27 protein-coding genes and 4 pseudogenes are annotated in these 25917 nt (G+C 62.0%); 23 read left to right on the top strand and 8 right to left on the bottom strand.

Annotated elements, in window-relative coordinates; all coding sequences use genetic code 11:
* The first annotated feature begins 202 nt into the window (after positions 1 to 202).
* From rplN to ACUY2Y_RS03130, 8 genes and pseudogenes are all read left to right on the top strand, one after another.
* On the top strand, positions 203 to 571 hold the full coding sequence (rplN, locus tag ACUY2Y_RS03095) for a 50S ribosomal protein L14 (RefSeq protein ID WP_210575002.1): 369 nt from the start codon (positions 203 to 205) through the stop codon (positions 569 to 571).
* Positions 572 to 886 carry a 50S ribosomal protein L24 gene (gene rplX, locus ACUY2Y_RS03100; protein ID WP_076599117.1) on the top strand — a complete coding sequence of 105 codons (315 nt, stop codon included), beginning with the start codon at positions 572 to 574 and terminating at the stop codon, positions 884 to 886. It abuts the gene before it with no gap.
* Positions 886 to 1467 (top strand): 50S ribosomal protein L5, encoded by a 582-nt coding sequence (gene rplE, locus ACUY2Y_RS03105; protein ID WP_448324771.1) that lies wholly within the window; start codon positions 886 to 888, stop codon positions 1465 to 1467. Before rplX ends, rplE begins: the two co-directional genes overlap by 1 nt.
* Before the next feature lie 431 nt (positions 1468 to 1898).
* Complete coding sequence (locus ACUY2Y_RS03110) at positions 1899 to 2621, top strand: ABC transporter ATP-binding protein (RefSeq protein ID WP_448324772.1); 723 nt, start codon at positions 1899 to 1901, stop codon at positions 2619 to 2621.
* A gap of 4 nt (positions 2622 to 2625) precedes the next feature.
* Positions 2626 to 4014, top strand: a complete 1389-nt coding sequence (locus ACUY2Y_RS03115; protein ID WP_448324773.1) for an FtsX-like permease family protein — start codon at positions 2626 to 2628, stop codon at positions 4012 to 4014.
* 27 nt (positions 4015 to 4041) lie between these two features.
* Complete coding sequence (locus tag ACUY2Y_RS03120; protein ID WP_448324774.1) at positions 4042 to 4380, top strand: ABC transporter permease; 339 nt, start codon at positions 4042 to 4044, stop codon at positions 4378 to 4380.
* A gap of 85 nt (positions 4381 to 4465) precedes the next feature.
* Positions 4466 to 5719, top strand: coding sequence for an ATP-binding protein (locus ACUY2Y_RS03125; RefSeq protein WP_448324775.1), 1254 nt, complete (start codon positions 4466 to 4468; stop codon positions 5717 to 5719).
* Between the two features lie 34 nt (positions 5720 to 5753).
* Positions 5754 to 6014 (top strand): annotated as a pseudogene (locus tag ACUY2Y_RS03130) (50S ribosomal protein L5); the annotation flags it as partial.
* Between the two features lie 88 nt (positions 6015 to 6102).
* On the opposite strand, the gene ACUY2Y_RS03135 reads toward ACUY2Y_RS03130, so the two are convergent.
* The 4 genes and pseudogenes from ACUY2Y_RS03135 to ACUY2Y_RS03150 all read right to left on the bottom strand — a co-directional run bounded on the left by ACUY2Y_RS03135 (position 6103) and on the right by ACUY2Y_RS03150 (position 8302).
* Positions 6103 to 6795: a hypothetical protein gene (locus tag ACUY2Y_RS03135; RefSeq protein WP_448324776.1), complete on the bottom strand. Its 693-nt coding sequence runs from the start codon at positions 6793 to 6795 to the stop codon at positions 6103 to 6105.
* 13 nt (positions 6796 to 6808) lie between these two features.
* Positions 6809 to 7039: pseudogene (locus ACUY2Y_RS03140) on the bottom strand (HAD-IIA family hydrolase); the annotation flags it as partial.
* Between the two features lie 121 nt (positions 7040 to 7160).
* A pseudogene (ldh, locus tag ACUY2Y_RS03145) lies at positions 7161 to 7484 on the bottom strand (L-lactate dehydrogenase); the annotation flags it as partial.
* A 23-nt stretch (positions 7485 to 7507) separates the two neighbouring features.
* Positions 7508 to 8302 (bottom strand): siderophore-interacting protein, encoded by a 795-nt coding sequence (locus ACUY2Y_RS03150; RefSeq protein ID WP_448324777.1) that lies wholly within the window; start codon positions 8300 to 8302, stop codon positions 7508 to 7510.
* Positions 8303 to 8432: 130 nt separating this feature from the next.
* On the opposite strand from ACUY2Y_RS03150, the gene ACUY2Y_RS03155 reads away from it, so the two are divergent.
* Genes ACUY2Y_RS03155 through ACUY2Y_RS03170 form a run of 4 tightly spaced genes read left to right on the top strand, consistent with a single transcriptional unit; the run spans position 8433 to position 12272 of the window.
* Positions 8433 to 9374, top strand: a complete 942-nt coding sequence (locus ACUY2Y_RS03155; RefSeq protein ID WP_448324778.1) for an ABC transporter substrate-binding protein — start codon at positions 8433 to 8435, stop codon at positions 9372 to 9374.
* A gap of 7 nt (positions 9375 to 9381) precedes the next feature.
* Positions 9382 to 10401, top strand: a complete 1020-nt coding sequence (locus tag ACUY2Y_RS03160; RefSeq protein ID WP_448324779.1) for a FecCD family ABC transporter permease — start codon at positions 9382 to 9384, stop codon at positions 10399 to 10401.
* Positions 10402 to 11430: a FecCD family ABC transporter permease gene (locus tag ACUY2Y_RS03165; protein ID WP_448324780.1), complete on the top strand. Its 1029-nt coding sequence runs from the start codon at positions 10402 to 10404 to the stop codon at positions 11428 to 11430.
* 35 nt (positions 11431 to 11465) lie between these two features.
* Positions 11466 to 12272: an ABC transporter ATP-binding protein gene (locus tag ACUY2Y_RS03170; protein WP_448324781.1), complete on the top strand. Its 807-nt coding sequence runs from the start codon at positions 11466 to 11468 to the stop codon at positions 12270 to 12272.
* Between the two features lie 9 nt (positions 12273 to 12281).
* Here ACUY2Y_RS03170 and ACUY2Y_RS03175 read toward each other — a convergent pair whose 3' ends face one another.
* Positions 12282 to 13082, bottom strand: coding sequence for an HAD-IIA family hydrolase (locus ACUY2Y_RS03175; protein ID WP_448324782.1), 801 nt, complete (start codon positions 13080 to 13082; stop codon positions 12282 to 12284).
* A 138-nt stretch (positions 13083 to 13220) separates the two neighbouring features.
* Here ACUY2Y_RS03175 and ACUY2Y_RS03180 point away from each other — a divergent pair, with 138 nt between their 5' ends.
* Entirely contained in the window at positions 13221 to 14045 is an 825-nt protein-coding gene (locus ACUY2Y_RS03180; RefSeq protein ID WP_259900291.1) for an ABC transporter ATP-binding protein, read from the top strand.
* Positions 14042 to 14806, top strand: a complete 765-nt coding sequence (locus ACUY2Y_RS03185; RefSeq protein ID WP_448324783.1) for an ABC transporter permease — start codon at positions 14042 to 14044, stop codon at positions 14804 to 14806. Before ACUY2Y_RS03180 ends, ACUY2Y_RS03185 begins: the two co-directional genes overlap by 4 nt.
* Before the next feature lie 21 nt (positions 14807 to 14827).
* Here the strand turns inward: ACUY2Y_RS03185 and ACUY2Y_RS03190 are convergent, their stop codons facing one another.
* Complete coding sequence (locus tag ACUY2Y_RS03190) at positions 14828 to 15835, bottom strand: L-lactate dehydrogenase (RefSeq protein WP_448324784.1); 1008 nt, start codon at positions 15833 to 15835, stop codon at positions 14828 to 14830.
* Positions 15836 to 16030: 195 nt separating this feature from the next.
* Between ACUY2Y_RS03190 and ACUY2Y_RS03195 the strand changes: the two genes are divergently transcribed.
* Positions 16031 to 16756 (top strand): DUF2786 domain-containing protein, encoded by a 726-nt coding sequence (locus tag ACUY2Y_RS03195; RefSeq protein WP_210575037.1) that lies wholly within the window; start codon positions 16031 to 16033, stop codon positions 16754 to 16756.
* A gap of 140 nt (positions 16757 to 16896) precedes the next feature.
* Positions 16897 to 18264 (top strand): esterase-like activity of phytase family protein, encoded by a 1368-nt coding sequence (locus tag ACUY2Y_RS03200; RefSeq protein ID WP_448324785.1) that lies wholly within the window; start codon positions 16897 to 16899, stop codon positions 18262 to 18264.
* 10 nt (positions 18265 to 18274) lie between these two features.
* Here ACUY2Y_RS03200 and ACUY2Y_RS03205 read toward each other — a convergent pair whose 3' ends face one another.
* The gene (locus tag ACUY2Y_RS03205; protein ID WP_448324786.1) at positions 18275 to 19561 is read right to left on the bottom strand and encodes an MFS transporter; all 1287 of its coding nucleotides are present in this window, start codon (positions 19559 to 19561) and stop codon (positions 18275 to 18277) included.
* 6 nt (positions 19562 to 19567) lie between these two features.
* On the bottom strand, positions 19568 to 20947 hold the full coding sequence (locus tag ACUY2Y_RS03210) for a glycoside hydrolase family 1 protein (RefSeq protein ID WP_448324787.1): 1380 nt from the start codon (positions 20945 to 20947) through the stop codon (positions 19568 to 19570).
* Between the two features lie 193 nt (positions 20948 to 21140).
* On the opposite strand from ACUY2Y_RS03210, the gene ACUY2Y_RS03215 reads away from it, so the two are divergent.
* From ACUY2Y_RS03215 to rplO, 7 genes and pseudogenes are all read left to right on the top strand, one after another.
* Positions 21141 to 22682 carry a lipase family protein gene (locus ACUY2Y_RS03215; protein ID WP_448324788.1) on the top strand — a complete coding sequence of 514 codons (1542 nt, stop codon included), beginning with the start codon at positions 21141 to 21143 and terminating at the stop codon, positions 22680 to 22682.
* A 368-nt stretch (positions 22683 to 23050) separates the two neighbouring features.
* The gene (gene rpsH, locus ACUY2Y_RS03220) at positions 23051 to 23449 is read left to right on the top strand and encodes a 30S ribosomal protein S8 (RefSeq protein ID WP_210575045.1); all 399 of its coding nucleotides are present in this window, start codon (positions 23051 to 23053) and stop codon (positions 23447 to 23449) included.
* A 17-nt stretch (positions 23450 to 23466) separates the two neighbouring features.
* Complete coding sequence (gene rplF, locus ACUY2Y_RS03225) at positions 23467 to 24003, top strand: 50S ribosomal protein L6 (protein WP_210575047.1); 537 nt, start codon at positions 23467 to 23469, stop codon at positions 24001 to 24003.
* 3 nt (positions 24004 to 24006) lie between these two features.
* On the top strand, positions 24007 to 24414 hold the full coding sequence (gene rplR / locus ACUY2Y_RS03230) for a 50S ribosomal protein L18 (RefSeq protein ID WP_246875142.1): 408 nt from the start codon (positions 24007 to 24009) through the stop codon (positions 24412 to 24414).
* Between the two features lie 38 nt (positions 24415 to 24452).
* Positions 24453 to 25136: a 30S ribosomal protein S5 gene (gene rpsE / locus ACUY2Y_RS03235; RefSeq protein WP_210575065.1), complete on the top strand. Its 684-nt coding sequence runs from the start codon at positions 24453 to 24455 to the stop codon at positions 25134 to 25136.
* Between the two features lie 5 nt (positions 25137 to 25141).
* Positions 25142 to 25327 carry a 50S ribosomal protein L30 gene (gene rpmD, locus ACUY2Y_RS03240; protein WP_210575049.1) on the top strand — a complete coding sequence of 62 codons (186 nt, stop codon included), beginning with the start codon at positions 25142 to 25144 and terminating at the stop codon, positions 25325 to 25327.
* 8 nt (positions 25328 to 25335) lie between these two features.
* Positions 25336 to 25773, top strand: a pseudogene (gene rplO / locus ACUY2Y_RS03245) (50S ribosomal protein L15); the annotation flags it as partial.
* Positions 25774 to 25917 lie beyond the last annotated feature (144 nt).

A 25917-nucleotide genomic window follows, 5' to 3' on the forward strand; every position in this document is an offset into this window, starting at 1 on the left:
GCGTGGTTTAATACCACAGTTGTCTATCGCTGGTCGCAGTTGACGCGCGTTTCCGAGTTGAGGCTGCGAGACCCTTCGGCGGTGACGGCACGTGAGGTGCTGGGCACTGTTCGTCGATAAGCGAAAAGGCACAAAAAGACATTGACCACGTGCGTGCAGGACGGAAATCTGGCGCACATTGATCCAGGTCAGGAGACCAACTGTGATTCAGAAAGAATCGCGTCTGAAGGTCGCCGACAACACTGGTGCACGCGAGATTCTGTGCATCCAGGTGCTCGGCGGTTCTGTTCGACGCTTCGCCGGTATCGGCGACACGATTGTCGCCACCGTGAAGGAAGCCGCCCCGGGCGGCAATGTGAAAGAGGGCGAGGTTGTCCGCGCCGTCATCGTTCGTGCGAAGAAGGAGACCCGTCGTCCGGACGGTTCCTACATTGCGTTCGACGAAAATGCAGCTGTTCTGATCAAGAACGACACTGAGCCCCGCGGCACCCGTATCTTCGGCCCGGTCGCTCGTGAGCTGCGCGATAAGAAGTTCATGAAGATCGTGTCTCTCGCACCGGAGGTGATCTAGTTGAAGATCAAGAAGGGCGATATGGTCCAGGTCATCGCTGGCAAGGACAAGGGCGCTCAGGGTCGCGTCATCGAGGCGTACCCGCAGCGTGACCGTGTCCTCGTCGAGGGCGTGAACCGTGTGAAGAAGCACGTTGCTAACTCTTACAATGAGCGCGGCGCTGAGTCCGGCGGCATTGTCACCCAGGAGGCCCCGATCCACGTTTCCAACGTGATGGTGGTCGATTCTGATGGCACCCCGACCCGTGTGGGTTACCGCTTCGATGAGAACGGCAAGAAGGTCCGCGTTGCCAAGTCGAACGGGAAGGACATCTAATGACCGAGTCTAACTACACCCCGCGTCTGAAGACGCGTTACCAGGACGAGATTCGCGGCAAGCTGTCTGAGCAGTTCGGCTACGAGAACGTCATGCAGATCCCGGGTCTGACCAAGATTGTGGTCAACATGGGTGTCGGCGACGCTGCCCGCGATTCCAAGATGATCAACGGCGCTCTCGAGGACCTCACCGCGATCACCGGCCAGAAGCCGCAGCTGCGTCGCGCGAAGAAGTCCATCGCTAACTTCAAGCTCCGTGAGGGCATGCCGATCGGCGCGAAGGTCACCCTGCGCGGCGACCGTATGTGGGAGTTCCTGGACCGTCTGCTGACGGTCGCTCTCCCGCGTATTCGTGACTTCCGCGGTCTGTCGGACACCCAGTTCGACGGCAACGGCAACTACACGTTCGGCCTGTCCGAGCAGACGATGTTCTACGAGATCGACGTGGACAAGATCGACCGTCCGCGCGGCATGGACATCACCGTTGTCACGTCCGCTGTCAACGACGAGGAAGGCCGTGCGCTGCTGCGCCACTTCGGCTTCCCGTTCAAGGACAAGGACGGAAAGATGCAGCAGGCATAAGCATTTCGCTTATCGACGCCCCCGCTACCCGGTTTCGCACCGTGGTCGCGGGGGCGTTTTGCGTTCGGGCAGTTGCTCTCCGTGCTGCGAAAGGCATTTCGAATTAAGGTGGGGCTGCTTCTTCCAGTTCTGCCAGTTCTGCCGTCTGTGCGAGGAGCTTTGTCATGTCCGGTCGTTCTGCCCGCGTGGTTGACACGCGCTTCCACGGTGCCTGCGCGAGCACAGTGGGGAAAGTTGCGCTCCCGCGGCACAACCGGCCTGCACGGAATTCACATCGAACGTGGAGAAAGATCCCACCCCGATAACTACCGGGCCGCGCACGTTTCAGTAAGAATGGTTGAGTATGCACGCCGGTTTGATGAGAACATCGGTGGACTCTTGATAAGGGATGTTCCCCGAACGACAGATGCCTACTTGCTAGGGAGACTTTGATGACTGCGACGCTCAGTGCCAGCAACATTCGACGAGATGTTCAAACGGGGCCAACAACTACTGAAGTACTGCGCGGATGCAATCTGGAATTGCACGGTGGCGGCCTCACCGCGATAGTCGGGCATTCGGGGTCCGGAAAATCCTCGTTGCTCATGTGTCTGAGCGGTCTTGACGAACCGACATCGGGCATTGTCAGCATCAACGGGCAGGATATCTACCGCCAGTCCGCGAGCGACCGGGCCCGGATGCTGCGTACGAGCATCGGGTTCGTCTTTCAGCAATACAACCTCGTTCCCTTCCTCTCCGTCGAAGAGAACATCACGCTTCCTTTTCGGTTGAACCGGGAGAAGGTTCCCTTTCGCGTAGTCGACGGCTTGATAGAGGCATTCCATTTAGGCGCTCGGCGCGACGCGCCGGCTCGGACATTGTCTGGTGGCGAGCAGCAAAGAACCGCACTGTGTCGGGCGCTGGCGCGACGGCCAGATATCGTCTTCGCAGACGAGCCAACAGGCGCGTTGGATTCACAGAGCACTGGAATCGTACTGGACACGCTCCGACGCATGGCGGACGAGGGGCAGATGATCGTCATGGTCACCCACGATCTTGAGGCTGCGGCTATGGCAGACAACGTCATCATCATGAGCGACGGTCAGGTAGTCGGGGCAGTTGGGAGGACGACCAGCCAGGAGCTACTGGCAATCATCTCGAACCTCGGGGAGTAACCAGATGCAGCGCTATGTTCTGAGAATGTTCGCCGACGGATGGCGTGAATGGACGCCAGCCATGGCGGTGGTCGCCGTGATCTCCACGATGATTGGCCTGTGCGTGCACCAATACGCCTGGACCATGACCCCGCAGTTCCGTGAGGCGATCGCCGCCGCAGGCGCCCCACTGGCCGAATATCAGATCCTCTCGATCACCATTTACGTGGTGATTGCTGTCGTGTCATGGGTTGCTCTGACAGTTGTAGGGAAAGCGAGTGTTCACGCTTCCCGCCATACCCACGCCCTTTGGCTTCTGCTCGGAGCAGCACCGTGGGCCGTGTTCGTGTCCACGCTGTACATTTTGCTGATCGTGAGTTTTTGCGGAGCCATAATGGGAGCCATCGCCTCGACACTTCTAAGTTTCTGGACGCTCCCCGCATTCGACGGTGCAGTATCCCCAGCCGTCGACTTACCGGGGTTCACCGTCGCCCTCTGGGCTCCCGTGGTGGTCGTCGTTGTCAGCGTCGCTACGGCGATCATTGGTGGTGTGGTACCAGCGTACCGAGCCTCCCGCACTCAACCCGGTGTTGCTTTGCGCACGGTCCAGCAATCTGACCGCAAATCCAAAACGACGGTGTTACGGATCGTCAGCGGTATGTTCTTTCTCCTCGTCTCCGTAGCTCTTGTCGTCGCTTCGAAACTGGACCAGCAACCAGCCTCAATCATCAACCTTGCGTTAAACGCGGGCGGGTGCGCCTTGATCGGTGTTTACCTGATGTGCCCGGAAATCGTGGGATTAGTCCTGCGAGTTCTGCACAAAACCTTCGATGTCACTGGCCTGACCGTTTCGGCACTAGGTACCCGCGCGGCAGCGGCCCGGACGCGCATGAACGTGACCACAATCGCCCCGTTGGCCGCAGGTCTTGGTGGCGTGGGGCTGCTGTTATGCTCATTGGGATCGGTTGGAGCAGTTATTCACATTGTCGAACCGGGGGCGCAAACTAACATGACCGACACATGGGTCATCATCGCCGTCGTGATTGTGTCGATGTTCGCTACCAGCGCCGCCGTTGTCGCACTGTCCGCGCGTGGGCGCGGTCATGAAGTTGCTCTCCTGCAATCTGCCGGAATGTCTCCACTGCAGGTGATTGCGCTGATCGGCGCGGAGAGTTTTGCTATGTCGCTCGCGACGACCTTGATCGCGGCTGTCCCAGTGGTTGTGGGTGGCGTGGTTTGCGCCTTCGCATCCGCAGCTGCCCTCAATGGGCCCCCAGTTGTCGAGTGGCCTCTAGGGATGATGTCGCTTGGCATGCTCGGGACGTGGCTACTGCTGTTCCTCATCTTGGCCATTCCCACAACCGGACCTCTCCGCAACGGGCCAGGCGCGCAACTCCGAGGCGAGGGAGTCTGAACCGGGAGAGTAGTCCCCAGATCACCATTGCTCGATGCCCTGATTGGCACCGCCGCTGGCCTCACTGCTTCTGCATTCGCACAGACTGAATTCCAAGTGGTGCAGTTCGTTCCAGCAGTGGTAGTTCCACAATTCTTAATCTGCGGACTCCTCGTTCCGCGCGCGGATATGCCACGGATTCTCGAAGTGATCTCCGCGGCAATGCCAGTCACCTATGCCGTCGATGCAATGCAATCGCTCGGTGGAGTGCCGGATCAAGCTGCCTTCCCGCAGGGCAATATCGGGATCGATGCGGCGATTTTGCTGGCGTTCTGCGTCGTGTTGCTCGGAGTCGCCTCGCTCAGTCTACGGCGTAGGACGCCATAGGAGGTCGACACTTCCGGCAGGTTTGCATCGACTATTCCGTTAGGTTAGCGTCGACACTTCCGGCAGGTTTATCTATTCTTGCAGTATGAAGACTTATCGTCCGCGGATTGTGGACCAGCTCTTGAACGCTTATCTGGAAGCTTCACCAGCGGTGCAGTTGGCGGGTGCCCGTGCCTCGGGAAAGACAACAACTGGCATGCAGGCCGCATGCTCAATCGCGCAGATTGACCGTATGGGAGTTGAGGCGGCTCAGATTGTTGCCCTCAATCCCTCCGCGCTTCTCGAAGGTGAGGCACCGCGCTTGTTGGATGAGTGGCAGCTTGCCCCGAGTTTGTGGGGTGCGGTTCGCCGAGCTGTCGATGAAGATCCCACTCCCGGGCGGTTTATACTTTCTGGCTCGGCCTGGCCCGACAGTGAAACAATCAAGCATCCCGGCGCCGGGAGAATTCTGAACTTAACGATGCGCCCGATGACACTCTACGAATCGGGTGATTCGCCCGGTAGTTTTTCCCTTCGCCGGCTTCTTGCGGGAGAAACTCCACTCGAGGGCGCGGCGTCGAGCACACATTCGATCTCGGATGTCTGTCGTCTCATCACGAGGGGCGGTTGGCCTTCCTGGGTTGACAGGGATGCGGATGACGCTGAACTTCTGGTCGAAGGCTATCTGGATAATCTCGCCGAGAACGAATTCCCGTTTGTGGGAGGAACACGACGCTCGCCGCAGCGGTTCCTGCATTTCGTCCGCGCATACGCGTCCTTAACAGCCCATCCATCTCCGTTGACCACAATCCAGGAACGGTTAGGAGAAGAAGGAATCGAGGTCGGGGAAAAATACGCGCCTCTTTTCCATGAATTCGCTGGCCGAATGTACCTTGTGGAGGACCAGCCCCCGTGGGCCCCGGCCCGACGCTCCAAGTCGCGTCTGAATGCCACACCGAAAAGACACTTAGTTGATCCATCGTTGGCGGCTGCGGCGATGGGTGCATCTCATACTGCGCTCGCGAAAGATCCCCGCACACTGGGTTTTCTATTTGAATCCCTAGTGCTGCGTGACCTTCGCGTCTACAGTCAGCCTTTGCGCGGGACCGCTTTCCACTTCCGGAATAAGGACGGGACAGCGGAGATCGACATTGTGCTAGAACTTCGTGACGGAAGATGGGTCGGTGTCGAGGTCAAACTCACCCAAGAAGCAGCTATTGAAGCTGCGCCGCGTCTGCAACAGGTGGCCGAAAGTATTAAGCGTCCTCCCGAGGCGCTGCTGCTTGTCACTCCAACTGGTGTCGCGGCACAAGTCAGCGATCGGACGTGGATCGTGCCCATCGGCCTTTTCGGTCCATGATCCCGGCCGCTGATCGCAAGGTGCCCCACCCTACCGCGTCAGGGCTGTCGCTCTCCCGCGTATTCGTGACTTCCGCGGTCTGTCCGACACGCAGTTTGACGGCAACGGCAACTACACGTTTGGCCTGTCCGAGCAGACGATGTTCTACGAGATCGACGTGGACAAGATCGACCGTCCGCGCGGCATGGACATCACCGTTGTCACGTCCGCTGTCAACGACGAGGAAGGCCGTGCGCTGCTGCGCCACTTCGGCTTTCCCTTCAAGGACAAGGACGGCAAGATGCAGCAGGCATAAGCATTTCGCTTATCGACGTTTCACCTGACCCCCACCACCCAGCTCTCCCGCTGAGTGGTGGGGGTCTCGTCGTTCTGGAAGCCTCCGGTTAGATGTCGATGAGTGTCCAGTTAATCTGTGGCGGGCATTCGCCGGTGGACATCCACGTTTCAAATGTGGCGAGCGTCTCGTCGTAGCTGGCTATCAGAGCCTGGTAGTGGGCATCAGGGCCACCATCGCGGACCTCCACTTGGTATTTATCTTCGTCGGGCCGGTAGATCGTTTGGATGAAATGCTGTTCTTTGCTGGTGTCTTCGACGATGAGGAAGTCCACGGCGTCGTCGCCACGGTGGTGGTAAAAGATCATGTCCTCGGTAGTACGGTCCAGCCACTGTGGCAATGCGCGGAGGGAAGCCCACGCAATATCCCAATCGTTTGTGCGGATGGCCATGTTGGGAATTTCGTCACCGTAGGCGAACACTAGGTCATGGAGTTCGGAGACGACTGCTAGTCCCCTTCCCGCTGCGATTTGTGAAAGGCGTTTCACTAGCAAGGGGACCACATGGTCCGATATATCGACGACGAGGCAGTGATCGCCGCGAAGCCCCGTCCCCTCGGGGTAGAGGAGTCCGTCGTCGATGAGGTCGCGGTTGTCCTCCAGGATCTTATTGTGCAACTGTTCCAGGTATTCATCTGATACCCATGCTCCGTTGGCAGCAGCGACGACAGTCTCAATCAACTCCTGGTCAGGTATGGTCAGGGGTGCAATTGGTTTGTGGATGAGCAGGTCTGTGTTTCCCATGTTTTCCTTAGTTTAGTTTCGACGCGGTGGCTGTCGCGGACGTCCAAATCCGCTCGGGCTCGATGTGCAAGCCCATGCGCACGAGCTTCGCGGAGAGGTCCCGCGGCGTCTGCATGGAGTTGTTCGTGAGCACCATGAACGGGATTTCCTTCTCCCGCAGGGCGGAGATGAACTCCTCGGCGCCCGGGATCACCGATCCCTCGCGGTGTAGCACGCCGTCCATGTCGGTCAAGTAGGAAATCATGTTCTTCTCCTTGTAGCTTGTCGGTTGAAAAGCAGACGCTTGACGACGAACACCCCCCTGCCGCGCGCCGCCTCGGGGGGAGGCGGGGTCAGGGGGTGTGAACGCGTCCGTCGAAAAGCTCTTAGTCGGTGAGCTCCGTCTGGGGCATGACATCGCGCAGGACCTTAGCGGAGTGAGCGAACTGCTCGGACTCGCGCTCGTCGAGGGAGAGTTCGACGATGTCCTGGATGCCGTTGCGGTTGATCACGGCTGGGGTGCCGATGTAGATGTCTTCTTCGCCGTACTGGCCTTCGAGCAGGGCGCTGACTGGCAGGACGACATCTTCGTTCTTGAGTACAGCGCGGGTGATGCGGGCGAGACCGCCACCAATGCCGTAGCTGGTGGAGCCCTTCGCGCGGATGATGTCGTAGGCCGCGTCGCGGGTCTTGACGAAGATCTCCTCCATCTTGTTGGAGGTGTTCGGGTTGGTTATGGCCGGGCCTTGCCGTGGAACCAGAACGGGACCCAGACCACGTCGGACGGGGCAAGGCCCCAGTCCTTCACGGCAAGTGCGCGTACGGATTTGGTGAGGTTGCCTTCGCCGGAGACCCACACGGAGCGCGGCGGTTGCCCTGCGTCGAAGTGTTCGCGCAGGACGGCCAGGGTGGCTTCGGTCTCGGCCGTTTTCGGTGCTTCTATGACGGTGAGGGAGGCGAGCTTTTCATGCCACTGTTCAGCCAGTCCGTCCTCGATTTCCTCTGGAGACGTGACGACGGCGACGGCGTGGGTCTGCGTGAGGGCCTGGGGTGCGTTGGCCTCCTGGTAGGCCAGGATATGGCGCAGGGCGGGCAGCGCCGAAGCATCGGCGACGAGTAGCTGTGAGGATGCGGGAGGCTTCCACAGTGCGGGGCACGTGAACATGCCGGCAGTGTCGCCCGGGCGCGCCTGGCGGATCCACTGGGAACCGGGGCCGGAATCGCCGTGGGTGACCACGTCGACGTCGATAAGCTTGCGTGCCCTGTCGAGGCTGCGGATGGTGTACCAGCGGAGGGCGGGGCGTGTCTTCTCGGGGATTGCTGCCACGGCCGCGCGGATGTTGACGCCGCTGAAGCTGAAGGGGCGGAAGGGATGACCCGGCTTTGGCATGACTAAGCCGAAATACTCGTCGGGGCCGCTCAGGGGGTAGTCCGCGAAAGCCTCTCCGGTGAAGGTGAGGCGATGCAGACGTGGCTTGAGCTGCTCGTTGGAGACGAGGGTGACGGGGTGGAGGAAGTGTGTTGGCATGTGTCGTAGGGTGTCCTAAGTAAGGTGAGGCTTGCTTTATTCTACCTATGGGGTCTATGGTACGAAAGTCGACACAATTTGAACACATTATTGTGCCCTAAATGGGCCCGGATGCTCTAAGGACCCTACTATGAATTTTCTGAAAAAGCGTGCCGCCAGTTCCGTTGCTCTCGTGGCAACCGTCGCCGTCACACTGACGGGCTGCTCGCGTGGCGAGGGCGAGCCCGAGCCTGCGGCGAACTCCGCCGAGATGCGCGTGGCCAGCCTCGGCCTCGGCGACGCTGATACGCTGCTCGCCCTCGGCATCACTCCTGTCGCCGTTGCCCCGTGGGGAGCGGAGGGAGACGTCGGCCCTTCCGGCGTCGGTCCGTGGTCTGAGGACTTGCTTGGCGATGCCGACCCCGTGGCTATCTATAACACCGCTAGTGGCTTTACGGCCGATATTCTCGAGCAGGTCTCTGCGGTCGACCCCACCCACATTGTTGCCGTGAACCAGGCGGTCGATGTCGAGGCTCAGGATTCACTGGAAAACATCGCGCCGACGACGCTTGCGCCTGAAGAGTTCGACGACTGGCAGGTCCCTTGGGAAGATCAGGTCACTGCGATTGCCGAGGGCGTCGGAAAGGGATCTGAGGGCCAGGAGCTGATCAAGCAGACGCAGCAGGTCTTCGATGATTTCCGCCGGGACCACCCTGAGGTGCAGGGCGCGCGTGCCGCCATCGTCATGCCGTACGACGGCAAGATTGGTCTCTACACGGCCGAGGACGGGCGAGGACAGTTCGTTGAGGACTTAGGCTTTGATATCCCGGATGAACTGCAGGGCGACGGCTCTACTTTCTTCGTCGATTATGCGCCGGAGAACTACACCGAGCTCAATAACGTGGACTACCTGTTTGTCCTCGACTACAACGGCTTGGTCGACCAGATCAAAAATGACCCGACGTTCAAGAATCTTGATGTGGTGCGCGATGGGCGCGTGCACTACCTCGACACTGATACCGGCAGCGCTATGAGCATGCCCAACCCGGTGACCATCCCGTGGGTCGCGGAGAGGTTCGAGGAACAGCTCTGAGAGCCCGATGAGCACAGCTAATATCCTGGTCCGCACCGCGGCAACGCGACGAGCCCTCATCACACTCGTTGCCGTTTCTGCCGTGGCGGTGGTGGCCTCACTCGCTCTTGGATCACGCTCGATCCCGCTCGGTGAGCTCGTCGGCGCGGTAAAAGGGCAAGGCAGCATCGACGTGCGAACCATCTTCTGGCAGTTGCGCGTTCCGCGCACCCTGCTCGCCTACGCCGTCGGGGCGTGCTTGGCCGTTGCCGGCGTTTTGGCTCAGGCCTGGACACGCAATCCGCTGGCGGACCCCGGGTTCATCGGGGTCACCGCGGGTGCAGCGTTCGCGGTGGCCCTCGGTAGCGCCATGGGCACGGTGGTGGGCCTTGCCGGAGCCACCGTTCACGCTTTCGTAGGTGCGGCTGCCGCCTCCGCTCTGGTGCTTGTCGTGTCACGCCGCTCTGCTAGCCCGCTGACTCTGATTCTGGTGGGTATGGGAGTCGGTGCCTCCTTGAGCGCGGGTTCAGTCCTTATCGGACTGTTCGACACTGAGGTGCTCGACAGCATGAGGCACTGGGTGGTCGGCTCGACCATCGGCCGCGGCTATGCCGACGCTGCTGTTGCGTGGGCCGGGCTCGCCGTCGGGATGCTGGTCGCTGTGTTGGCCGCACGTCCCTTGGACCTTTTGGCCATGGGGGAGGAAGCATCCCTCGCGCTGGGCGGCTCGCCCCGGCTGGCGCGGATTTTCGCGGCGCTCGGCGTGGTGATTCTCGCCGGTTGCGCCACCGCGACCGCCGGACCCGTCGCCTTCGTCGGCTTTGCGGCGCCGCACATCATGCGTCGCGTCGTCGGCCCTCAGGTTAGCCGTCTCCTGCTGCCATCGGCTCTGTTCGGCGGAGCGTTGGTGCTGCTCGCTGATGTCGTTGGGCGCCTCATCATGCGTCCCGGTGAGGTCGAGATGTCGATCGTCATGGCCGTGATTGGTGGGCCTGTGCTCATCGCAGCGGTGCGCCAGGGCTCGACGATGCAGAAGGCGGTGGCGTAGATGGACCGGATCGTAGAGATCCTGGGTGCGCAGCGGCGCGAGCGCAGGAGGAGGACGGTTGTCGCCGGAGCAGTGTTTGCCACCGTGGCTGGAGCCGCCTACCTGGTCCTTCTCGGACAGGGGGCGTTGGAGCTGAGCCCAGCACGTGTGGTGGACGTGCTTACCGGAGGCGGCACCAACCGCGAGATCATGGCGGTGTGGGACCTGCGGATGCCCGTCGCCTTGGCGACACTCATCGTCGGGGCGGCGCTCGGAATGGCGGGGGCGTGGACGCAGTCGATGTCGCGCAACATGCTGGCCTCCCCGGATATTCTGGGGGTGACCTCCGGTGCGGCGGCTTTCGTGGTGCTGGGCAGCATCACCTACCGCCCCTCCTTTGTGGACGACATCCCCGTCTTCTGGTGGCGCGCGCTGCTCGCACTAGTGGGCGCGGCTGCCGTCGTCGTGGTGCTGGCGCTGATCGGGGGAATCGGCACAAGTGACAGGATCGTCATCGTCGGTGTCGCGCTGACCCTCATGCTGCATGCAGCGGTGAGCTACCTGCTGCTTAGTGCCGAGATTCTGCGCGCCGCCGAGGCGCAGACCTGGCTGGCTGGGTCCACTGGGTTTGTCCGCATGGATGCCATCCTCCCGCTGTTGCTCGGGCTTGCACCCTTCGTCGCGCTCGGGGCGTGGTGTGGACGCGACCTGCCGGTTTTGGCGCATGACGACGACTCGGCCGCGATGCTCGGAGTGAGCATTACTGCGCAGCGCCGGGCGTTGCTCATCGCGGCCACGGGTGTATCGGCGGTGGTGGTCGCAGCTGCCGGGCCGATCGGCTTCGTCGCACTTATCGCTCCGCACTTCGGTCGGCTCGTCGCCGGCACCCCGACCCCCTCGCCGGTGGTGGCGGGGGCTGCGGGGGCGGCGATCTTGGGGGTGTGCGCTGTGATCGGTGGTTTCATCCCGTCGACCGCGCCGGTGGGAGCTGTTTCCGCCGCTCTCGGCGGGGTCGTTCTGGTGGTGCTGGTGTGGAGCCGAGACCGCTAGCGCGAGGCGCAACAATCCAGAAGGAAAGCAAGGAAATGAACAGCAAGACACATACCGCGGACGCACTTGTGGCTCAGGGCATCAGGGTGGGCTACGGGGACGGAGCGGAGGTGCTCCATGGAATCGACTTAACGGCGCGCGCAGGGGAGGTGACCACGCTCATTGGGCCGAATGGCTGCGGCAAGTCGACACTGCTCAAGGCGATGTCCAAACTCCTCGTGCCGAGTGCGGGAATGGTGCACGTCGACGGTGTCGATATCCACTCCCTGTCGGCGCGCGAGGCCGCCCGCCGTGTGGCTCTCCTGCCGCAGCACCCGAGCGCGCCGGGCGGGTTGTATGTCGGGGAGCTGGTCGCCCGCGGGCGACACCCGCACCAGGCTCGCATGGCTGGTCCGTCCGCCGTTGACCATGAGGCGATCGCCCGAGCCTGCGAGGCCACGGGGATCAGCGACCTCCTTGAACGCGATATCGACGCATTGAGCGGCGGACAGCGTCAGCGAGTGTGGCTGGCCATGACCTTGGCGCAGGACACACCCGTGCTGCTGCTCGACGAGCCAACTACCTTCCTCGATCCCGCCCACGCCATTGACATGCTCTCCCTCGCCCGGGAGCAGGCGCGCCGTGGCAAGGCCGTGGTGATGGTCCTGCACGACCTCATGCTGGCCGGCATGTTTTCCGACACGATGGTGGTCATGCGCGACGGCGCCATTGTGGCGCATGGTACGCCGGAGCAGGCCTTGACAGCGGAAGTTCTGGCACAGGCTTACGGGTTGCGGGCCGAGGTGTGGGAGGACCCGGCAGGTGTTGCCCCCGTCATCGTCCCGCGCGGGACCGTTCGCTAGGTACTTCCTTTACCGGCTCCCCTGAGCCTCGTGGTCGTTGAACGGGTCGTGGACGCGACTTGCCAGTTCGGCTACGGAGTCGAGGATCGTGGTGGGGCGGTAGGGATAGCGGGCAATTTCGGCGTCGTCGGAAATGCCGGTGCGCACGAGGATGGTGCGCATGCCGGCTTCGAGGCCGGCTTTGACATCGGTGTCCATGCGGTCGCCGATCATGATGGTGTTTTCGGAGTGGGCGCCGATATTGTTCAGGGCCGTACGCATCATCACCGGATTGGGTTTGCCCACGTAGTAGGGGCTCCTGCCGGTCATGGCGGTGATCATCGCGGCGACTGCGCCGGTGGCGGGCACGACTCCGTTCGGGCCGGGGCCGGTCACATCCGGGTTGGTGGCGATGAAGCGGGCACCGTTCATGATCAGGTTCGCCGCGGTGGAGATCGCTTCGAAGGAGTAGGTGCGCGTTTCACCCAGGACCACGAAGGCGGGGTCGGCGTCGGTGAGGATCCAGCCTTGCTCGTGAAGAGCCGTCGTCAAGCCTGCTTCCCCGATGACGTACGCGCTGGACTCGCCCGCCTGCTTGGACAGGAAGTGGGCGGTGGCTGTCGCAGATGTCCAAATCCGTTCGGGGTCGATGTTCAGGCCCATGCGCACGAGCTTCGCGGAGAGGTCCCGCGGCGTCTGCATGGAGTTGTTCGTGAGCACCATGAACGGGATTTCCTCCTCGCGCAGGGCGGAGATGAACTCCTCAGCGCCCGGGATCACCGATCCCTCGCGGTGCAGCACGCCGTCCATGTCGGTCAAGTAGGAAATCATGCTTTCTCCTTCCGGGCGAGAATCCGCTCGCGAGTCTACTCGCCAAATAACAAGGGAAATATATGGACAAGTGAGCCACATCACGCTTAAATTTATTTTGTGATCCAAACACGGGGATTGAAAAAAGAATTCGGGAGTGTGACGGCCCTCAACGATGTCTCGCTGGATGTCGGGGAGGGCGAAGTAGTCGGCTTGCTGGGGCGCAACGGTGCGGGCAAGACGACGTTGATCGACCTATTGCTCGGACTGACGCGGCCTACATCGGGGGACGTGCGGATTGCTGGAACGACTCCGCACGATGCTGTGCGCGATGCTCGTATCGGCGCGGTCATGCAGACCGGCGGGCTTCTGCCGGACCTGACGGTGCGCGACACCGTGGCGATGATCGCGTCGACCCACCACGATCCGATGAGCGTCGACAGCGCCATCGAAGCGGCAGGTCTGCAGGATATTGCAGGACGCAGGGTAGGGAAGTGCTCGGGCGGGCAACAGCAGCGGGTGAGGTTCGCGCTCGCATTGCTTGGGCACCCGGACATCCTCGTGCTCGACGAGCCCACAACGGGCATGGATCCCGCTGCTCGGCACACTTTCTGGGATGCCATGCATGAGCAAGCCCGAAACGGGCGGACCATTTTGTTCTCCACGCATTATCTGGAAGAAGCAGAACAGATGGCGCGCCGTATCGTCATCCTGGACAAGGGGCAAGTGATCGCAGATGGTAGTGCCACAGAACTGCGGGAGGCCACGGGGTGGAATTGGGTGAGCGCTGTCGTCGATAAGCAATATGCGCAGCAGGTTCCCGGGGCCGAATACCGCGACGGAACGCTGACGGTGCGAACCGGGAATTCCGATGAGTTGGTGCGTTGGTTGCTCACGGAAACCGATGCCCGCAATCTCACCGTGACCCCCTCCACGCTTGAAGACACATTCATCGAGCTGACCGGAAAAGAGATCAACTCATGAGTTCCGCAAAATTCGCACTCTTCAACCTCAAACGCATCAGCACCCGGTGGAGCACGCTCATCTCCTCAATCGTGCTCCCCGTCGTCTTCTATCTCATCTTCAGCTCGGCAACCCAGCAAACCGACGCAGAATTCGGCAACGGCAATGTCGCCGCCTACGTCATGGTCGGTATGGCCTTGTACGGCGGAATCACTGGAGCTGTCTCCACGGCGAGCAACGCCGTCGTGGAAAACATCACGGGGTGGGGGCGAACGCTCGCGCTGACCCCGCTGCGCAGCTCGCAGATCATGGGGGCCAGGCTGCTGCTCATTGCCGTGCATGCTGTGCTGCCCGTCGCTGCAGTCTTTCTCACGGGCGCCCTGTTCAACGCCGAGATGCAGCCGAATGCCTGGTGGCAAACATTCTTGCTCACCTCGTTGCTGTCGCTTCCGTTCGGGTTCTACGGGCTCGTGTGGGCGCAGGCACTGAAGACGCCTGCTTCCGTGTCCATCGCGACGATGTCGGTGGTGGTGCTCGGCTTCGCGGCGAATATGTTCGTTCCGCTTTCCGGCGCAATGCTGCAGGCCGCACGATTCACCCCGCTGTACGGGGCGGCCGTGTTGACCCGGTATCCGCTGACCGAAGGAACTCAGGTGACCAACGACGGTGACCAACTCGTCACCGACCCACTGTGGTGGGCCATCGTCAGCGTCATTGTCTGGAGCATAATTTTCGCCGGTGCGAGCATGATGCTCGACCGGCGAGAGAAAGGCCGCGAGTAGCGGCCGCGGTTAGAGCGGGAACTAGTCCGTGAGCTCCGCCTGGGTCATGACATCGCGCAGGACCTTAGCGGAGTGAGCGAACTGCTCGGATTCGCGCTCGTCGAGGGAGAGTTCGACGATGTCCTGGATGCCGTTGCGGTTGATCACGGCCGGGGTGCCGATGTAGATGTCTTCTTCGCCGTACTGGCCTTCGAGCAGGGCGCTGACTGGCAGGACGACATCTTCGTTCTTGAGTACAGCGCGGGTGATGCGGGCGAGACCGCCACCAATGCCGTAGCTGGTGGAGCCCTTCGCGCGGATGATGTCGTAGGCCGCGTCGCGGGTCTTGACGAAGATCTCCTCCATCTTGTTGGAGGTGTTCGGGTCGGTCTCCGCCATCTTTTCCAGGCGGGTGGTCAGCGGGATGCCCGCTGCGGAACCGGAGGAGACGACAGCCAGCTCCGTGTCGCCGTGCTCGCCGATGACGTAGGCGTGGACGGAGGAAGCGCTGATGCCGAAGTACTCGCCGAGAGCGAAGCGGTAGCGTGCGGTGTCCAGCACGGTGCCGGAGCCGATGACGCGGTTGGACGGCAGGCCGGAGAACTTCCAGGTCGCGTACGCGAGGACATCGACCGGGTTGGTGGCCACGACGAAGATGCCGTTGAAGCCGTGGTCCATGACCTCGTCGACGATGGACTTGAAGATCTTCACGTTGCGGCCGACGAGCTCGAGGCGGGTCTCGCCGTCGCGCTGGGCGACGCCCGCGCAGTTGACCACGACAGCGGCGTCGCGGCAATCCTCGTAGGTGCCCTGGGTGATGCGGGTGTTGTGTCCGGACCACGGCACAGCGTGGTTGAGGTCAGCGACCTCGCCCCAGACTTTCTCTTCATTCAGGTCGATGATGGCGAGGTGGTCGCACAAGCCCTGGTTGACGATGGCTGTGGCGTAGGCCATTCCGACGTCGCCGGCACCGATCAGAACGACCTTGTTGCCGGGGGTGGGGGTGTTGGTGTCGACGTCGACCTTGCGCGATGCGTTCGGATGGATCATTGATGCTCCTTCGCTCGTTGTCGCTGCTGTGCAAAAGCAGTTGGCAGCCTTAGTTCCCGACCCTAGTCCCGGCCGCAGAATCGTGCCGGGGACGAAGTTATCCACAGGGCGGTGTTCGACAGCGGGCGACGTGGGTGCATGCGCGCGATAGAACCAGTGGCGTACCTTTCACACGACAAAACCAAGGGGGACATTATGGGTACGACGAATATCGACAAGGTCAAAGAACGTGTTCAAAAGCTGCTTAACCAGGCAGCGGACCGGGCCGGAACGGCCGAGGGGGAGATCTTTTACCAGAAGGCTTTTGAGCTCATGGCGGCGTACGGTTTCGAGGAAAGGGACCTGCGGAACCCGACCGACGGTGATGAGGTGATTATGCGCACATTCGCCTTGGGCGGCTCTTATACCGACATGCAAGCGTCGCTTTTGCTGAATCTCTGCAATGCGTTGCACTGCATGGGCTACATGGAAAGCACCAGGCGCTCCCGCAAAATCTCCACCGTCACCGCTTTCGGCCTCCGCCGCCACATAGAGCGGGTGGACATGCTCTTCGGAGTCCTCAACCCGCAGATGGCTGCCGGGGCGCAGCAGATCAGCGGCAGCCGCGCACTCGGTGTGGCGACGGTGGTGGCGCGCCGCTCTTTCATGGGCGGGTTCATCAGCGTGATCACTGAGCGGCTGCAAGCGGCCGAAGGCACGGTCGCCGCAGGCAAGGGCGAATACGCCCTCGCACTGATGGACGACCGCGATAAGGCAAGCGATGCGATGAGCGCTTTCGCCGCGCAGCAGGGCATCGAATTCACCAACCGCGCATCGAAGGCGACGGTCGACGCCGGGTCGTATTTCCGCGGCGTGAGTGCGGGGGAGACCAGCGATCTCGGCCAGACTCGTGTCCGCGCGCGCCCGGCGTTGCCGTGCTAGGCCACATCCGGGGCGCTCCGACGAGTTGAACGCGGATCAACGCGTCTATTACCGGGACATGAATTGTCGCTGCAGCGCTTGCGGCACACGCGGTGGTTCTTAGGCTTGGAATCACGTTTCGCCGAGCTTCAGGAGTAGCCATGTCCCGTTCCACCCGTTTCGCCGCTGGCCGCCGACCCGCAGTGCGCGCCGCTGTCGCCCTCACCGTTTCGGTCGCCCTCGCAACCAACCCAGCACCCGCGGTCGCGCACGGCGGTCACCCTGAGCCGGCACCAGCCCCGGCACCCGCTCCACAGCCGGCCGCGGCACCCGCGCCCGCTATCCCAGGGCTGAACGACCTGTCGTCGCTGCCGTTCGACCTGGAAGGCCTCGGGCAGCGTGAGGTGAATATCGGTGGGGTCACGGTGCCGGTGCCGGCGGCGCTGGCGGGTGTCGTGGCCGCAGCTGCGGTGCTCGGCGGTCTCAGCTTCGTGATCATCCAGGCGATCACGGGCGCGCTGCCGGGTTCTTCGAAGGGGGACAAGGATCAGCCCGCACCAGCGGAGCCGAAGGGGGCGGAGTACGCGAACCGCTTCGATTTCAGCGCGGTCAACGATGATCCGGCTGCTGGCGGGTTCAGCGGCATCGACGAGGTCGCGCCGGGCCGCTACGTCGTGCTCTCCGACGACAAGAACGAGCACGGCCCGGTCCGCGCTTATGTCTTCACCACGACGGACCACAAGACATTCACCCGCGACGGGGTCATCGAGTTCACCGATCCGGAGGGCAAGGCCTACGACGAGTTCATTGACCCGGAGGAAATCCGTGTCCTGCCGAACGGCAATTTCCTGTGGACCACGGAGGGCAACGGCAAGCCCGGTCAGGTCGTCGCGCCGCAGCTCATCGAGTCCGCGCCTGACGGCAAGGAAATCCGCCGCATTGACGTGCCGGGCTACCAGGTGCCCAACGGCATTTCCACGCGCGGCATCTACAACAACAACGGGCCGGAGGGCATGACGCTTATCGACGGCGGGCGCACGGCCGTCACCGTTGAAGAAAACGCCCTCGCCCAGGATGGCGCGAAGAACACGGAGAAGGACGCATCGGTCAACCGCATCACCTTCTACGACCTGGAGAGCGGCAAGCCGACCCGCGAGCTCGTTGTCAAGCTCGAAGCCGGACGCGGCGCGACGTCGCTTTTGGCTGACGACAACGGCGATCTCTACATGCTGCAGCGCGGCTTCTTCAAGGACTTGGGCGAAAACGGCGAGAACAAGGCCGAGATCTACAAGCTCGATCTCGACGGCGCCGATGACGTGCTGGGCAAAGAAAAGCTGGACGGCGACGAGAAGACGGTGTCCAAGGAACTCGTCTTCGATTTCGCCACCGAGAAGCCGCACCCGGACAACGTCGAGGGCCTGGCATGGGGTCCGCGCACCGAAGACGGGCGCCGCACCCTGATCGTCGTCTCGGACAACAACTTCAACGAGACTCAGACGACGTATTTCCACACCGTCCTGGTCCCGTAATTTGCGGGCGTCAGCGCGAGGAACGCACCGTCAGCACCAGTAGCGCGGCCAAGACGCAGGCAACCGTGCAGGCCTGGTAGAGGCCGGGGTAACCGCCCAGATACCGCAGGCCAGCGGCGGCGAGGAGGCCCGCGATCATATTCGCGGAGCCCTGCGCCAACGTCATGATGGACACGTCGCGGGCACGGTTGACCTTTGACGGCAGGGACTCGTTGATCATCGCTTGCTCGACGGAGGTGAACAGGCCCCACGACAAGCCGAGCAGGACAGCGGCGATGATCGCGGCTTTCAGGGTGCTCACGAAAGCCATCAACTGTGTGCCAGCGGCCATCGCCACTGCCGCGGCGACGAAGAAGATCTTGCGGCGTTGGAGTTTGTCGGACAGGGCACCGCTCCCGGCCGCGGCGGCCATGGTGACCACGGCGAAGATGACGGTGAGGATGAGGACCCAGATATCAGGGTCAGCGACGCGGATGTGGTCGCGGAGGTAATAAAGCAGGTAGAACAACGCGGTGTATTGCGTGGCATGAATGACAAAGCGCGCGAGGAACACGGTGGCGTAGTTCCGGTAGGCATTGAGCGGCAGTCGCTCCAGCTCGGCATCCGGGTCGAAGACGACGGTGCCGAGCTCAGCCTGGTCGTCGAGGGTCGACTGGTTGGCGGCGGCATCGATCGCGCCGGGGCCGAAACCGAGTTGGATCACCATCCCGAAAGCGAGTCCCGCGATGACGATGTACGCCCAGTTCAGAGGGAGAAGGCTCGCGAGCGCAGTTCCGCCCACCAGCCCGAGAACGTAGGTGACGCCGAGGACACTGGAGATGGCACCGAAATGCTTCTGCGGAACGACGTCGGCAGTGATGGTGAACAGGTTGTTCGTCATGAACGCGACGAAGCATTGCACCAGACACCACAGGGCGACCAACGCCCAATAACCGGGAGTCGCAGACATCGCGAGCATGCCTATCGACGCCAGCGGTACCGTCACCAAGATCCACGGGAAGCGTTTGCCCCAGCGACGGGCCCAGGCAGATTTCGTCGATAAGCGCGAGCGGTCGGAAATGAACCCTACGACGAGGCTGGTGGCCACGGAGGATGCGCCGCCGCACATCATGAGAAGTGCGAGCGCGCCCTCGTGGCTGCCGGGCCGGACCGCGAGCATCTGGTTGGCCAGCAGCAGTTGCGACGGGCCGGCCCACACGAGGCACGTGCCGATATAGGCGAGCGCGAATTTCCAGAAGAAGGCCTTTGGGTGGCGTTCCGCGATGGTCGTCGCAGTGGTTGTCACGGTGGTAGTCACAGTGTTTTACCTACTTGTGGCTTCGCGGTACTGCGCATCGATCGCCGGAGTCAAAGCATCGGCGCGGATGATGTCGCGCAACATGCGCGCGGCGGGTTTGACGTGCCGGTCGAGGTTCTCGTCGAGTCCAACGACCCCGAAGTGCTGCGCCATGCCCTCGGACCACTCCCAGTTATCCACGAAGCACCAGTGGTAGTAGCGCTCGACGGGCACCCGGGACTGCGGTGTGCCGTCGGGTGCGTCCAAGCCTGAATTCAAGCGGGCGAGCTCCTCGAGGTGGTCGAGAATGAAGCCGCACCGGAAGGACTCGCTGTTGTCGGCGGTGCCGTTTTCGGTGATCCAGATCGGCAGGGCGAATTCTTTAGCCAAGTGGGTGGAGACGTCGACGATGCCGCGCGGGTAGATTTCCCAGCCGAGGTCGTTGGTGGGGCGGCCGGGGAAGGTGGCGTCGTCGAAGCCTTTGACGGCGGTGCGGGAATAGTAATTGATGGCGATGGCGTCGACGAAGCGTTTCGTCGTCTTCGGCGTTCGAGTCAGCGCGGCAGCGGCTTTGGCGCGGGTGATGAAGTCCTTGTCGAGTGCTTTGGGTCGGCCGATGAGCGGCAGGAAAATGCCGCGGTAAAAAGCCTTTTCCATCGCGCCTTGGAAGAGGTGCTCGACGATCGGGGTGATGAACCGATGGATCGGGTTGCGGGGGTTCATCGGGGCGAAAACGCGCTTATGGTGCGCGAAGGTGACGCGGACGGTGCGACCCGGAGCGTCGAGGCGCTGATGGATCCGCTCGTAGGCGAGCAGGTGCGTCGCAGCCATGTTCTGCAGGACTTTCCTGATCTTCACAAAACCGCCGGAACCAGGGGGTTGGGATCCGAACAAGAAGGCTTCGGAGGCATAGACATTGGGCTCGTTGAGGGTGACCCAGTCGTCGATAAGCTCCCCCAAGTAGTCGAGCACAACGTCGACGTACGCGAGGAACCTCTCCACGATGTCCGGGTTGGTCCAACCGCCGCGGCGCTCGAGCCACAGCGGTTGCCCGAAGTGGTGGAGGGTGACCAGCGGTTCGATGCCTTTCGCTTTGAGGTCGCGGAATTCCTCGGCGTAGCGTTCGAGCGCTTCTGTGTCGTATTCCCCGGGTTCGGGCTCGATGCGGGACCATTCAACGCCGACGCGGGCAATGGCGAATTCAAGTTCTGCCATGAGTTCGTTGTCCTCCCACCACCGTGTCCAGTGATCGGTGGTGGGGTGGAGGCTGGTGCCGTCCTTGATATGTCCGGCATTGGCCCACTGCGTCCAGTTGCTGGGACGTGGCGAACCTTCGATCTGCAGGCCGGCCGATGCCGTGCCGATGCGCATCCCGTTCAGCGGGATCTCCATTCTTCCTCGTGGCATGGTCTCACCCTAAAGACCGCTTATCGACGCCGACGTGAATCCGTGGAACCCGACCCCGAAAAATGTTTTACGCACCTACGTTTGGGGGTAAAACTAAGTAATTTTCGGGTACTAATAAGCGTTTTCTCACGAAACCGCACGCCCCGTCTTAATGTGTCGCAGGACACATTCATTCGGTTGAGATGGAGTTTCAATGACGAAGAAATTGGGCGGAATTCTGGTCGCTGCGGCTCTGACCGCGTCGGTCATGACGGGCGCGGGTGGTATCGCAAAGGCGGAGGACAGCTTCTACAACACCACCGATGTCGCGCCGGGCACTCCGGGCGAAATCTTGAAAGAGAAAACGGTGCCGTACTCCAATGTCTTGGGCTCGGCTGACTCTGATCTTCCGAATGAAGCGACCAAGATCATGTACACCACGACCGACGCGAATGGCGAGCTCGTTCCGGTGACCGGGTACGTGGTCGAGCCGACCTCTAAATGGCGGGGCAAGGGCCCGCGTCCCACCGTCGTTATCGGGCGCGGAACGGTGGGCCAGGGCGACCAGTGCGCCCCGTCGCGCAACTGGCCGTTGGACGGACAACCGAATCCGATCGAGTCGAAGCGCACGGTGAATATGGAGGGCCTCTACGACTTCGCGCTGTCGAAATACGGCGTCCGCGTCGTGGTCACCGACCTCGTGGGAATGGGCACTGAGGGCGTGCACACGTACATGAACCGCCTCGATCAGGCGCACGCGATGCTGGATGCCGGACGTGCGGTGAAGAACCTGGTCGGGGAGGAGGACTTCGGCAAGATCGGTTTCTACGGCCACTCGCAGGGCGGCGGCGCCTCCGCGGCGGCGGTGGAAGAAGCGCGGAATTACTACAGTGCCGACGAGCAAGCCAATGTCGCCGGTGCCTACGCCTCGGCGCCGCCGGCGAACCTCTACGAAGTGGCCCGCAATATCGACGGTTCCGACCTCTCGGGCGCCATCGGCTTCGCGATGAACGGCATGGTCGAGCGGTACGACGGCTTTGACGATCTCCTGGACAAATACCTGAGCGAAGACGGGAAGAAGGTCCTGGAGACCTTCAAGGATTCCTGCACCAATGAGATTACCTCCGAGCCGTACGCGTACATGACCACCCGTGACTGGACGAAGGACGGGCGCTCGCTCGAAGAAATCCTCAAAGAGCCCGACATGGCGCCGGCCCTGGCGAGGATGAGGGAGCAGGAAATCGGCAACGGCTCTCCCGTTGCACCCGTCATGGTGATCAGCGGGCGCTACGACCGTCAGGTGGAGTACCGGCAGGCCCGCAACTTGGCCATGAAGTGGTGCACCGTCGATGGTGCCAAGGTGGTCTACCGTGATGACGTCGTTCCTGAAATTGAAGACGGCATGAAAAATCACCTCGTGCAGGCGCTGAGCGGCCCGACCTTCGGCTTCAGCTTCATGATCGACCGATTCAATGACAAGCCGCTTGCCGACGACCAGGTGTGCGCGAATTTCAACGGCAATGAGGACCCTTACGGTTCGGGCGTGGCAATGAGCTCCCACCTGTCGTCGCTGCCGCTGAGCAGCAAGCTCGTGCCCGACAATGCTCCGGAATCTGGCCCTAGTTCCGGTGTGGACGGCTCTGGTATCCGCTCGCCGGAAGGTATTCTCGCGACCATCATCATCGCCGTGCTCGGCATGATCGGTCTCGGTGTCGGGGCGGCATGGCCGGCCCTGAATCAGATGCTGAAGTTTTAGGGGTTGAAGGGGGCAGGCGGGGCGTCGCTAAGCAATTTGTGCTTTCTTTGCCCTGACCTGTATGGTTTACCAACGGTTCTGCGCGCGCGGTATGCGTGCGCCAGATCCGCATTGAACGTATACATCCAACTTTGTTGCAGGCCCCCCGCCGAAATGCGGACCGTATGAAGGGTGGCGGCGAGCATCTTCCGTTATTGAGCGGCAAGGAGCGCCCACACTGTTTGAGTCGGAAAACACGCCGGTCAGGTGAATTTTCCACTCGTAGTAGCCCCCGACAGAACACACGGAAAACGCGAGTTCAAAGTGCTTTCGGGCACATGGACCAGGTGGGTCACGGGAACCGCAACGAGAAAGGTAAGCGGTCAACCATGACCATGACAGATCCCATTGCGGACATGCTGTCTCGCGTGCGCAACGCAAATAATGCGCACCACGAGACCGTGTCCATGCCCTCCTCGAAGTTGAAGGTCAACATCGCGGAGATCCTCAAGCAGGAGGGCTACATCGCTGACTACAAGGTCGAGGAAGAAAAGGTCGGCAAGACCCTGACCCTCGAGCTCAAGTACGGCCCGTCGCGTCAGACCTCCATCGTTGGTCTGCGTCGCGTGTCCAAGCCCGGTCTGCGTGTCTACGCGAAGTCCAACGACCTGCCGCAGGTTCTCGGCGGCCTCGGCGTGGCGATCATCTCCACGTCCCACGGCCTGCTGACCGACCGTCAGGCCCAAGAGAAGGGTGTAGGTGGGGAAGTCCTCGCCTACGTCTGGTAAAGGGAGGTTGAACAGATATGTCTCGTGTAGGTAACGCACCTATCGCCATCCCCAACGGTGTGGAAACCAAGATCGACGGCCAGCACGTCGAGGTCAAGGGCCCGAAGGGCACCCTGACCGTCGATGTTCCGGAACCGATCACCGCAGCCGTTGAAGAGAACCAGATCGTGGTTTCTCGTCCGAATGACCACCGCGACAACCGCTCGCTCCACGGTCTGTCCCGCTCGCTGATCAACAACTGCGTTGTCGGCGTCACCGAGGGCTACAAGATCAACATGGAGATCTTCGGTGTCGGCTACCGTGTCCAGCTCAAGGGCAAGAACCTCGAGTTCTCCCTCGGCTACTCGCACCCGGTCCTCATCGAGGCTCCGGAGGGCATCACGTTCGCCGTCGACGGCAACACGAAGCTCTCCATCGAAGGTATTGACAAGCAGCAGGTTGGCCAGGTCGCTGCGAATATCCGCCGCCTCCGCAAGGATGATCCGTACAAGGGTAAGGGCATCCGTTACGAGGGCGAGCAGGTTCGCCGCAAGGTCGGAAAGACGGGTAAGTAATCCATGAGCACTGAAGAAAAGACTACTCAGAAGCGCACCCCGGTCGGCCGGGACATTGCTACCCGCCGCCGCGAGGCCCGCGTCCGCCGCCACAACCGCATCCGCAAGACCCTGCGTGGCACCCCGGAGACCCCGCGTCTCGTCGTGCACCGTAGCTCCCGCCACATGCATGTCCAGGTCATCGACGACCTGGCCGGCCACACTCTCGTGTCCGCTTCCTCCATGGAAGATGCAGTGCGCACCCTTGAGGGTGACAAGAAGGCTAAGGCAGCTAAGGTCGGCGAGCTCATCGCTGAGCGCGCCAAGGAAGCCGGCATCGAAACGGTCGTCTTCGACCGTGGCGGCTACAAGTACCACGGCCGCGTCGCCGCGCTTGCCGACGCCGCCCGCGAAGGTGGTCTGAAGTTCTAATGACCACCGCAGACGAAACTCAACGGAAGGATCGCGACATGGCCGAGCGTGAACGGCGTGACGGCGGAGCATCCGCCGACGACCAGAAGAACCAGAACAACAACGACCGCGGCGGCCGCAACGACCGTGGCGGCCGCAATGACCGCAACGACCGTGGCGGCCGTGGTGGCCGCCGCGATGACCGTCGCGGTGGTGCACAGGACGAGCGCGATAAGTACATCGAGCGCGTTGTCACCATCAACCGTGTTGCTAAGACCGTCAAGGGTGGCCGCAACATGTCCTTTACCGCCCTCGTGGTGGTCGGCGACGGCCAGGGCATGGTCGGCGTTGGCTACGGCAAGGCGAAGGAAGTCCCCGCCGCTATCCAGAAGGGTGCAGAAGAGGCTCGCAAGAACTTCTTCCGCGTCCCGATGATCGGCGGCACCATCCCGCACCCGGTTCAGGGCGAGGATGCCGCAGGCGTGGTCATGCTGCGTCCGGCTGCTCCCGGTACCGGTGTCATCGCCGGCGGCGCTGCCCGTCCGGTGCTCGAGTGCGCCGGCGTCCAGGACATCCTGGCTAAGTCGCTGGGTTCCGACAACGCCCTCAACGTGGTCAAGGCCACCGTTGCTGGCCTGAAGGAACTTGTGCGCCCCGAGGAAGTTGCCGCTCGTCGTGGCAAGTCCATCGAGGAAGTCGCCCCCGCACGCATGCTGCGTCAGCGCGCAGGACAGGAGGCTTAAGCACAATGGCACTGAAAATTACACTTCACCACGGCAAGGTCGGCGAGAAGCCGGCTACCCGTAAGAACCTCGAGGCTCTCGGTCTGCGCAAGATCGGTCAGTCTGTCGTCAAGCAGGACAACAGCGCGACCCGCGGCCAGATCCTCAAGGTGGCCCACCTGGTCACCGTTGAAGAAGTAGCAGGGGAGTAGGTACTGACATGGCTGACATCATCAAGCTCCATGATCTGCGCCCGGCTGAGGGTGCAAACAAGGCCAAGACCCGCGTCGGCCGCGGTGAGGCATCCAAGGGTAAGACCGCTGGCCGCGGTACGAAGGGCACCAAGGCTCGTAAGCAGGTTTCCGCTGCTTTCGAGGGTGGCCAGATGCCGCTGCACATGCGTCTGCCGAAGCTCAAGGGCTTCAAGAACAACAACAAGATCGTCTACCAGGTGGTCAACGTTGCCGACCTGGCTGAGGCGTTCCCGAAGGGTGGCACCATCACCACCGCTGACATCGCTGCAGCTGGCCTGGTCCGTAAGAACCAGCCGGTGAAGGTGCTGGGCGACGGCGAGATCTCCGTCAAGCTCGACATCACCGCAGAGAAGTTCTCCAAGTCCGCCGCCGAGAAGATCGCGGCCGCTGGTGGCTCCACCACCGAGGTCGCTGACAAGGCTGCTGAGGCCAAGAAGGCTGACAACGCTGACAAGGCTGAGGAGACGGAGTCCAAGGAGGACTAAACAAGTCCGCTCTGAACTCAAAAACTCCCCGCGCGGGTAGTGCTCACGCACTGCTCGGGCGGG

It is taken from the genome of Corynebacterium sp. 20-84 (genome assembly GCF_053479455.1).

Bases quoted from the DNA above. Each gene is read 5' to 3' on its own strand.
- rplE (WP_448324771.1), top strand. From the start codon at position 886: ATGACCGAGTCTAACTACACCCCGCGTCTGAAGACGCGTTACCAGGAC.
- ACUY2Y_RS03110 (WP_448324772.1), top strand. From the start codon at position 1,899: ATGACTGCGACGCTCAGTGCCAGCAACATTCGACGAGATGTTCAAACG.
- ACUY2Y_RS03115 (WP_448324773.1), top strand. From the start codon at position 2,626: ATGCAGCGCTATGTTCTGAGAATGTTCGCCGACGGATGGCGTGAATGG.
- ACUY2Y_RS03125 (WP_448324775.1), top strand. From the start codon at position 4,466: ATGAAGACTTATCGTCCGCGGATTGTGGACCAGCTCTTGAACGCTTAT.
- ACUY2Y_RS03135 (WP_448324776.1), bottom strand. From the start codon at position 6,795: ATGGGAAACACAGACCTGCTCATCCACAAACCAATTGCACCCCTGACC.
- ACUY2Y_RS03150 (WP_448324777.1), bottom strand. From the start codon at position 8,302: ATGCCAACACACTTCCTCCACCCCGTCACCCTCGTCTCCAACGAGCAG.
- ACUY2Y_RS03155 (WP_448324778.1), top strand. From the start codon at position 8,433: ATGAATTTTCTGAAAAAGCGTGCCGCCAGTTCCGTTGCTCTCGTGGCA.
- ACUY2Y_RS03160 (WP_448324779.1), top strand. From the start codon at position 9,382: ATGAGCACAGCTAATATCCTGGTCCGCACCGCGGCAACGCGACGAGCC.
- ACUY2Y_RS03165 (WP_448324780.1), top strand. From the start codon at position 10,402: ATGGACCGGATCGTAGAGATCCTGGGTGCGCAGCGGCGCGAGCGCAGG.
- ACUY2Y_RS03170 (WP_448324781.1), top strand. From the start codon at position 11,466: ATGAACAGCAAGACACATACCGCGGACGCACTTGTGGCTCAGGGCATC.
- ACUY2Y_RS03175 (WP_448324782.1), bottom strand. From the start codon at position 13,082: ATGATTTCCTACTTGACCGACATGGACGGCGTGCTGCACCGCGAGGGA.
- ACUY2Y_RS03185 (WP_448324783.1), top strand. From the start codon at position 14,042: ATGAGTTCCGCAAAATTCGCACTCTTCAACCTCAAACGCATCAGCACC.
- ACUY2Y_RS03190 (WP_448324784.1), bottom strand. From the start codon at position 15,835: ATGATCCATCCGAACGCATCGCGCAAGGTCGACGTCGACACCAACACC.
- ACUY2Y_RS03195 (WP_210575037.1), top strand. From the start codon at position 16,031: ATGGGTACGACGAATATCGACAAGGTCAAAGAACGTGTTCAAAAGCTG.
- ACUY2Y_RS03200 (WP_448324785.1), top strand. From the start codon at position 16,897: ATGTCCCGTTCCACCCGTTTCGCCGCTGGCCGCCGACCCGCAGTGCGC.
- ACUY2Y_RS03210 (WP_448324787.1), bottom strand. From the start codon at position 20,947: ATGCCACGAGGAAGAATGGAGATCCCGCTGAACGGGATGCGCATCGGC.
- ACUY2Y_RS03215 (WP_448324788.1), top strand. From the start codon at position 21,141: ATGACGAAGAAATTGGGCGGAATTCTGGTCGCTGCGGCTCTGACCGCG.
- rpsH (WP_210575045.1), top strand. From the start codon at position 23,051: ATGACCATGACAGATCCCATTGCGGACATGCTGTCTCGCGTGCGCAAC.
- rplF (WP_210575047.1), top strand. From the start codon at position 23,467: ATGTCTCGTGTAGGTAACGCACCTATCGCCATCCCCAACGGTGTGGAA.
- rplR (WP_246875142.1), top strand. From the start codon at position 24,007: ATGAGCACTGAAGAAAAGACTACTCAGAAGCGCACCCCGGTCGGCCGG.
- rpsE (WP_210575065.1), top strand. From the start codon at position 24,453: ATGGCCGAGCGTGAACGGCGTGACGGCGGAGCATCCGCCGACGACCAG.
- rpmD (WP_210575049.1), top strand. From the start codon at position 25,142: ATGGCACTGAAAATTACACTTCACCACGGCAAGGTCGGCGAGAAGCCG.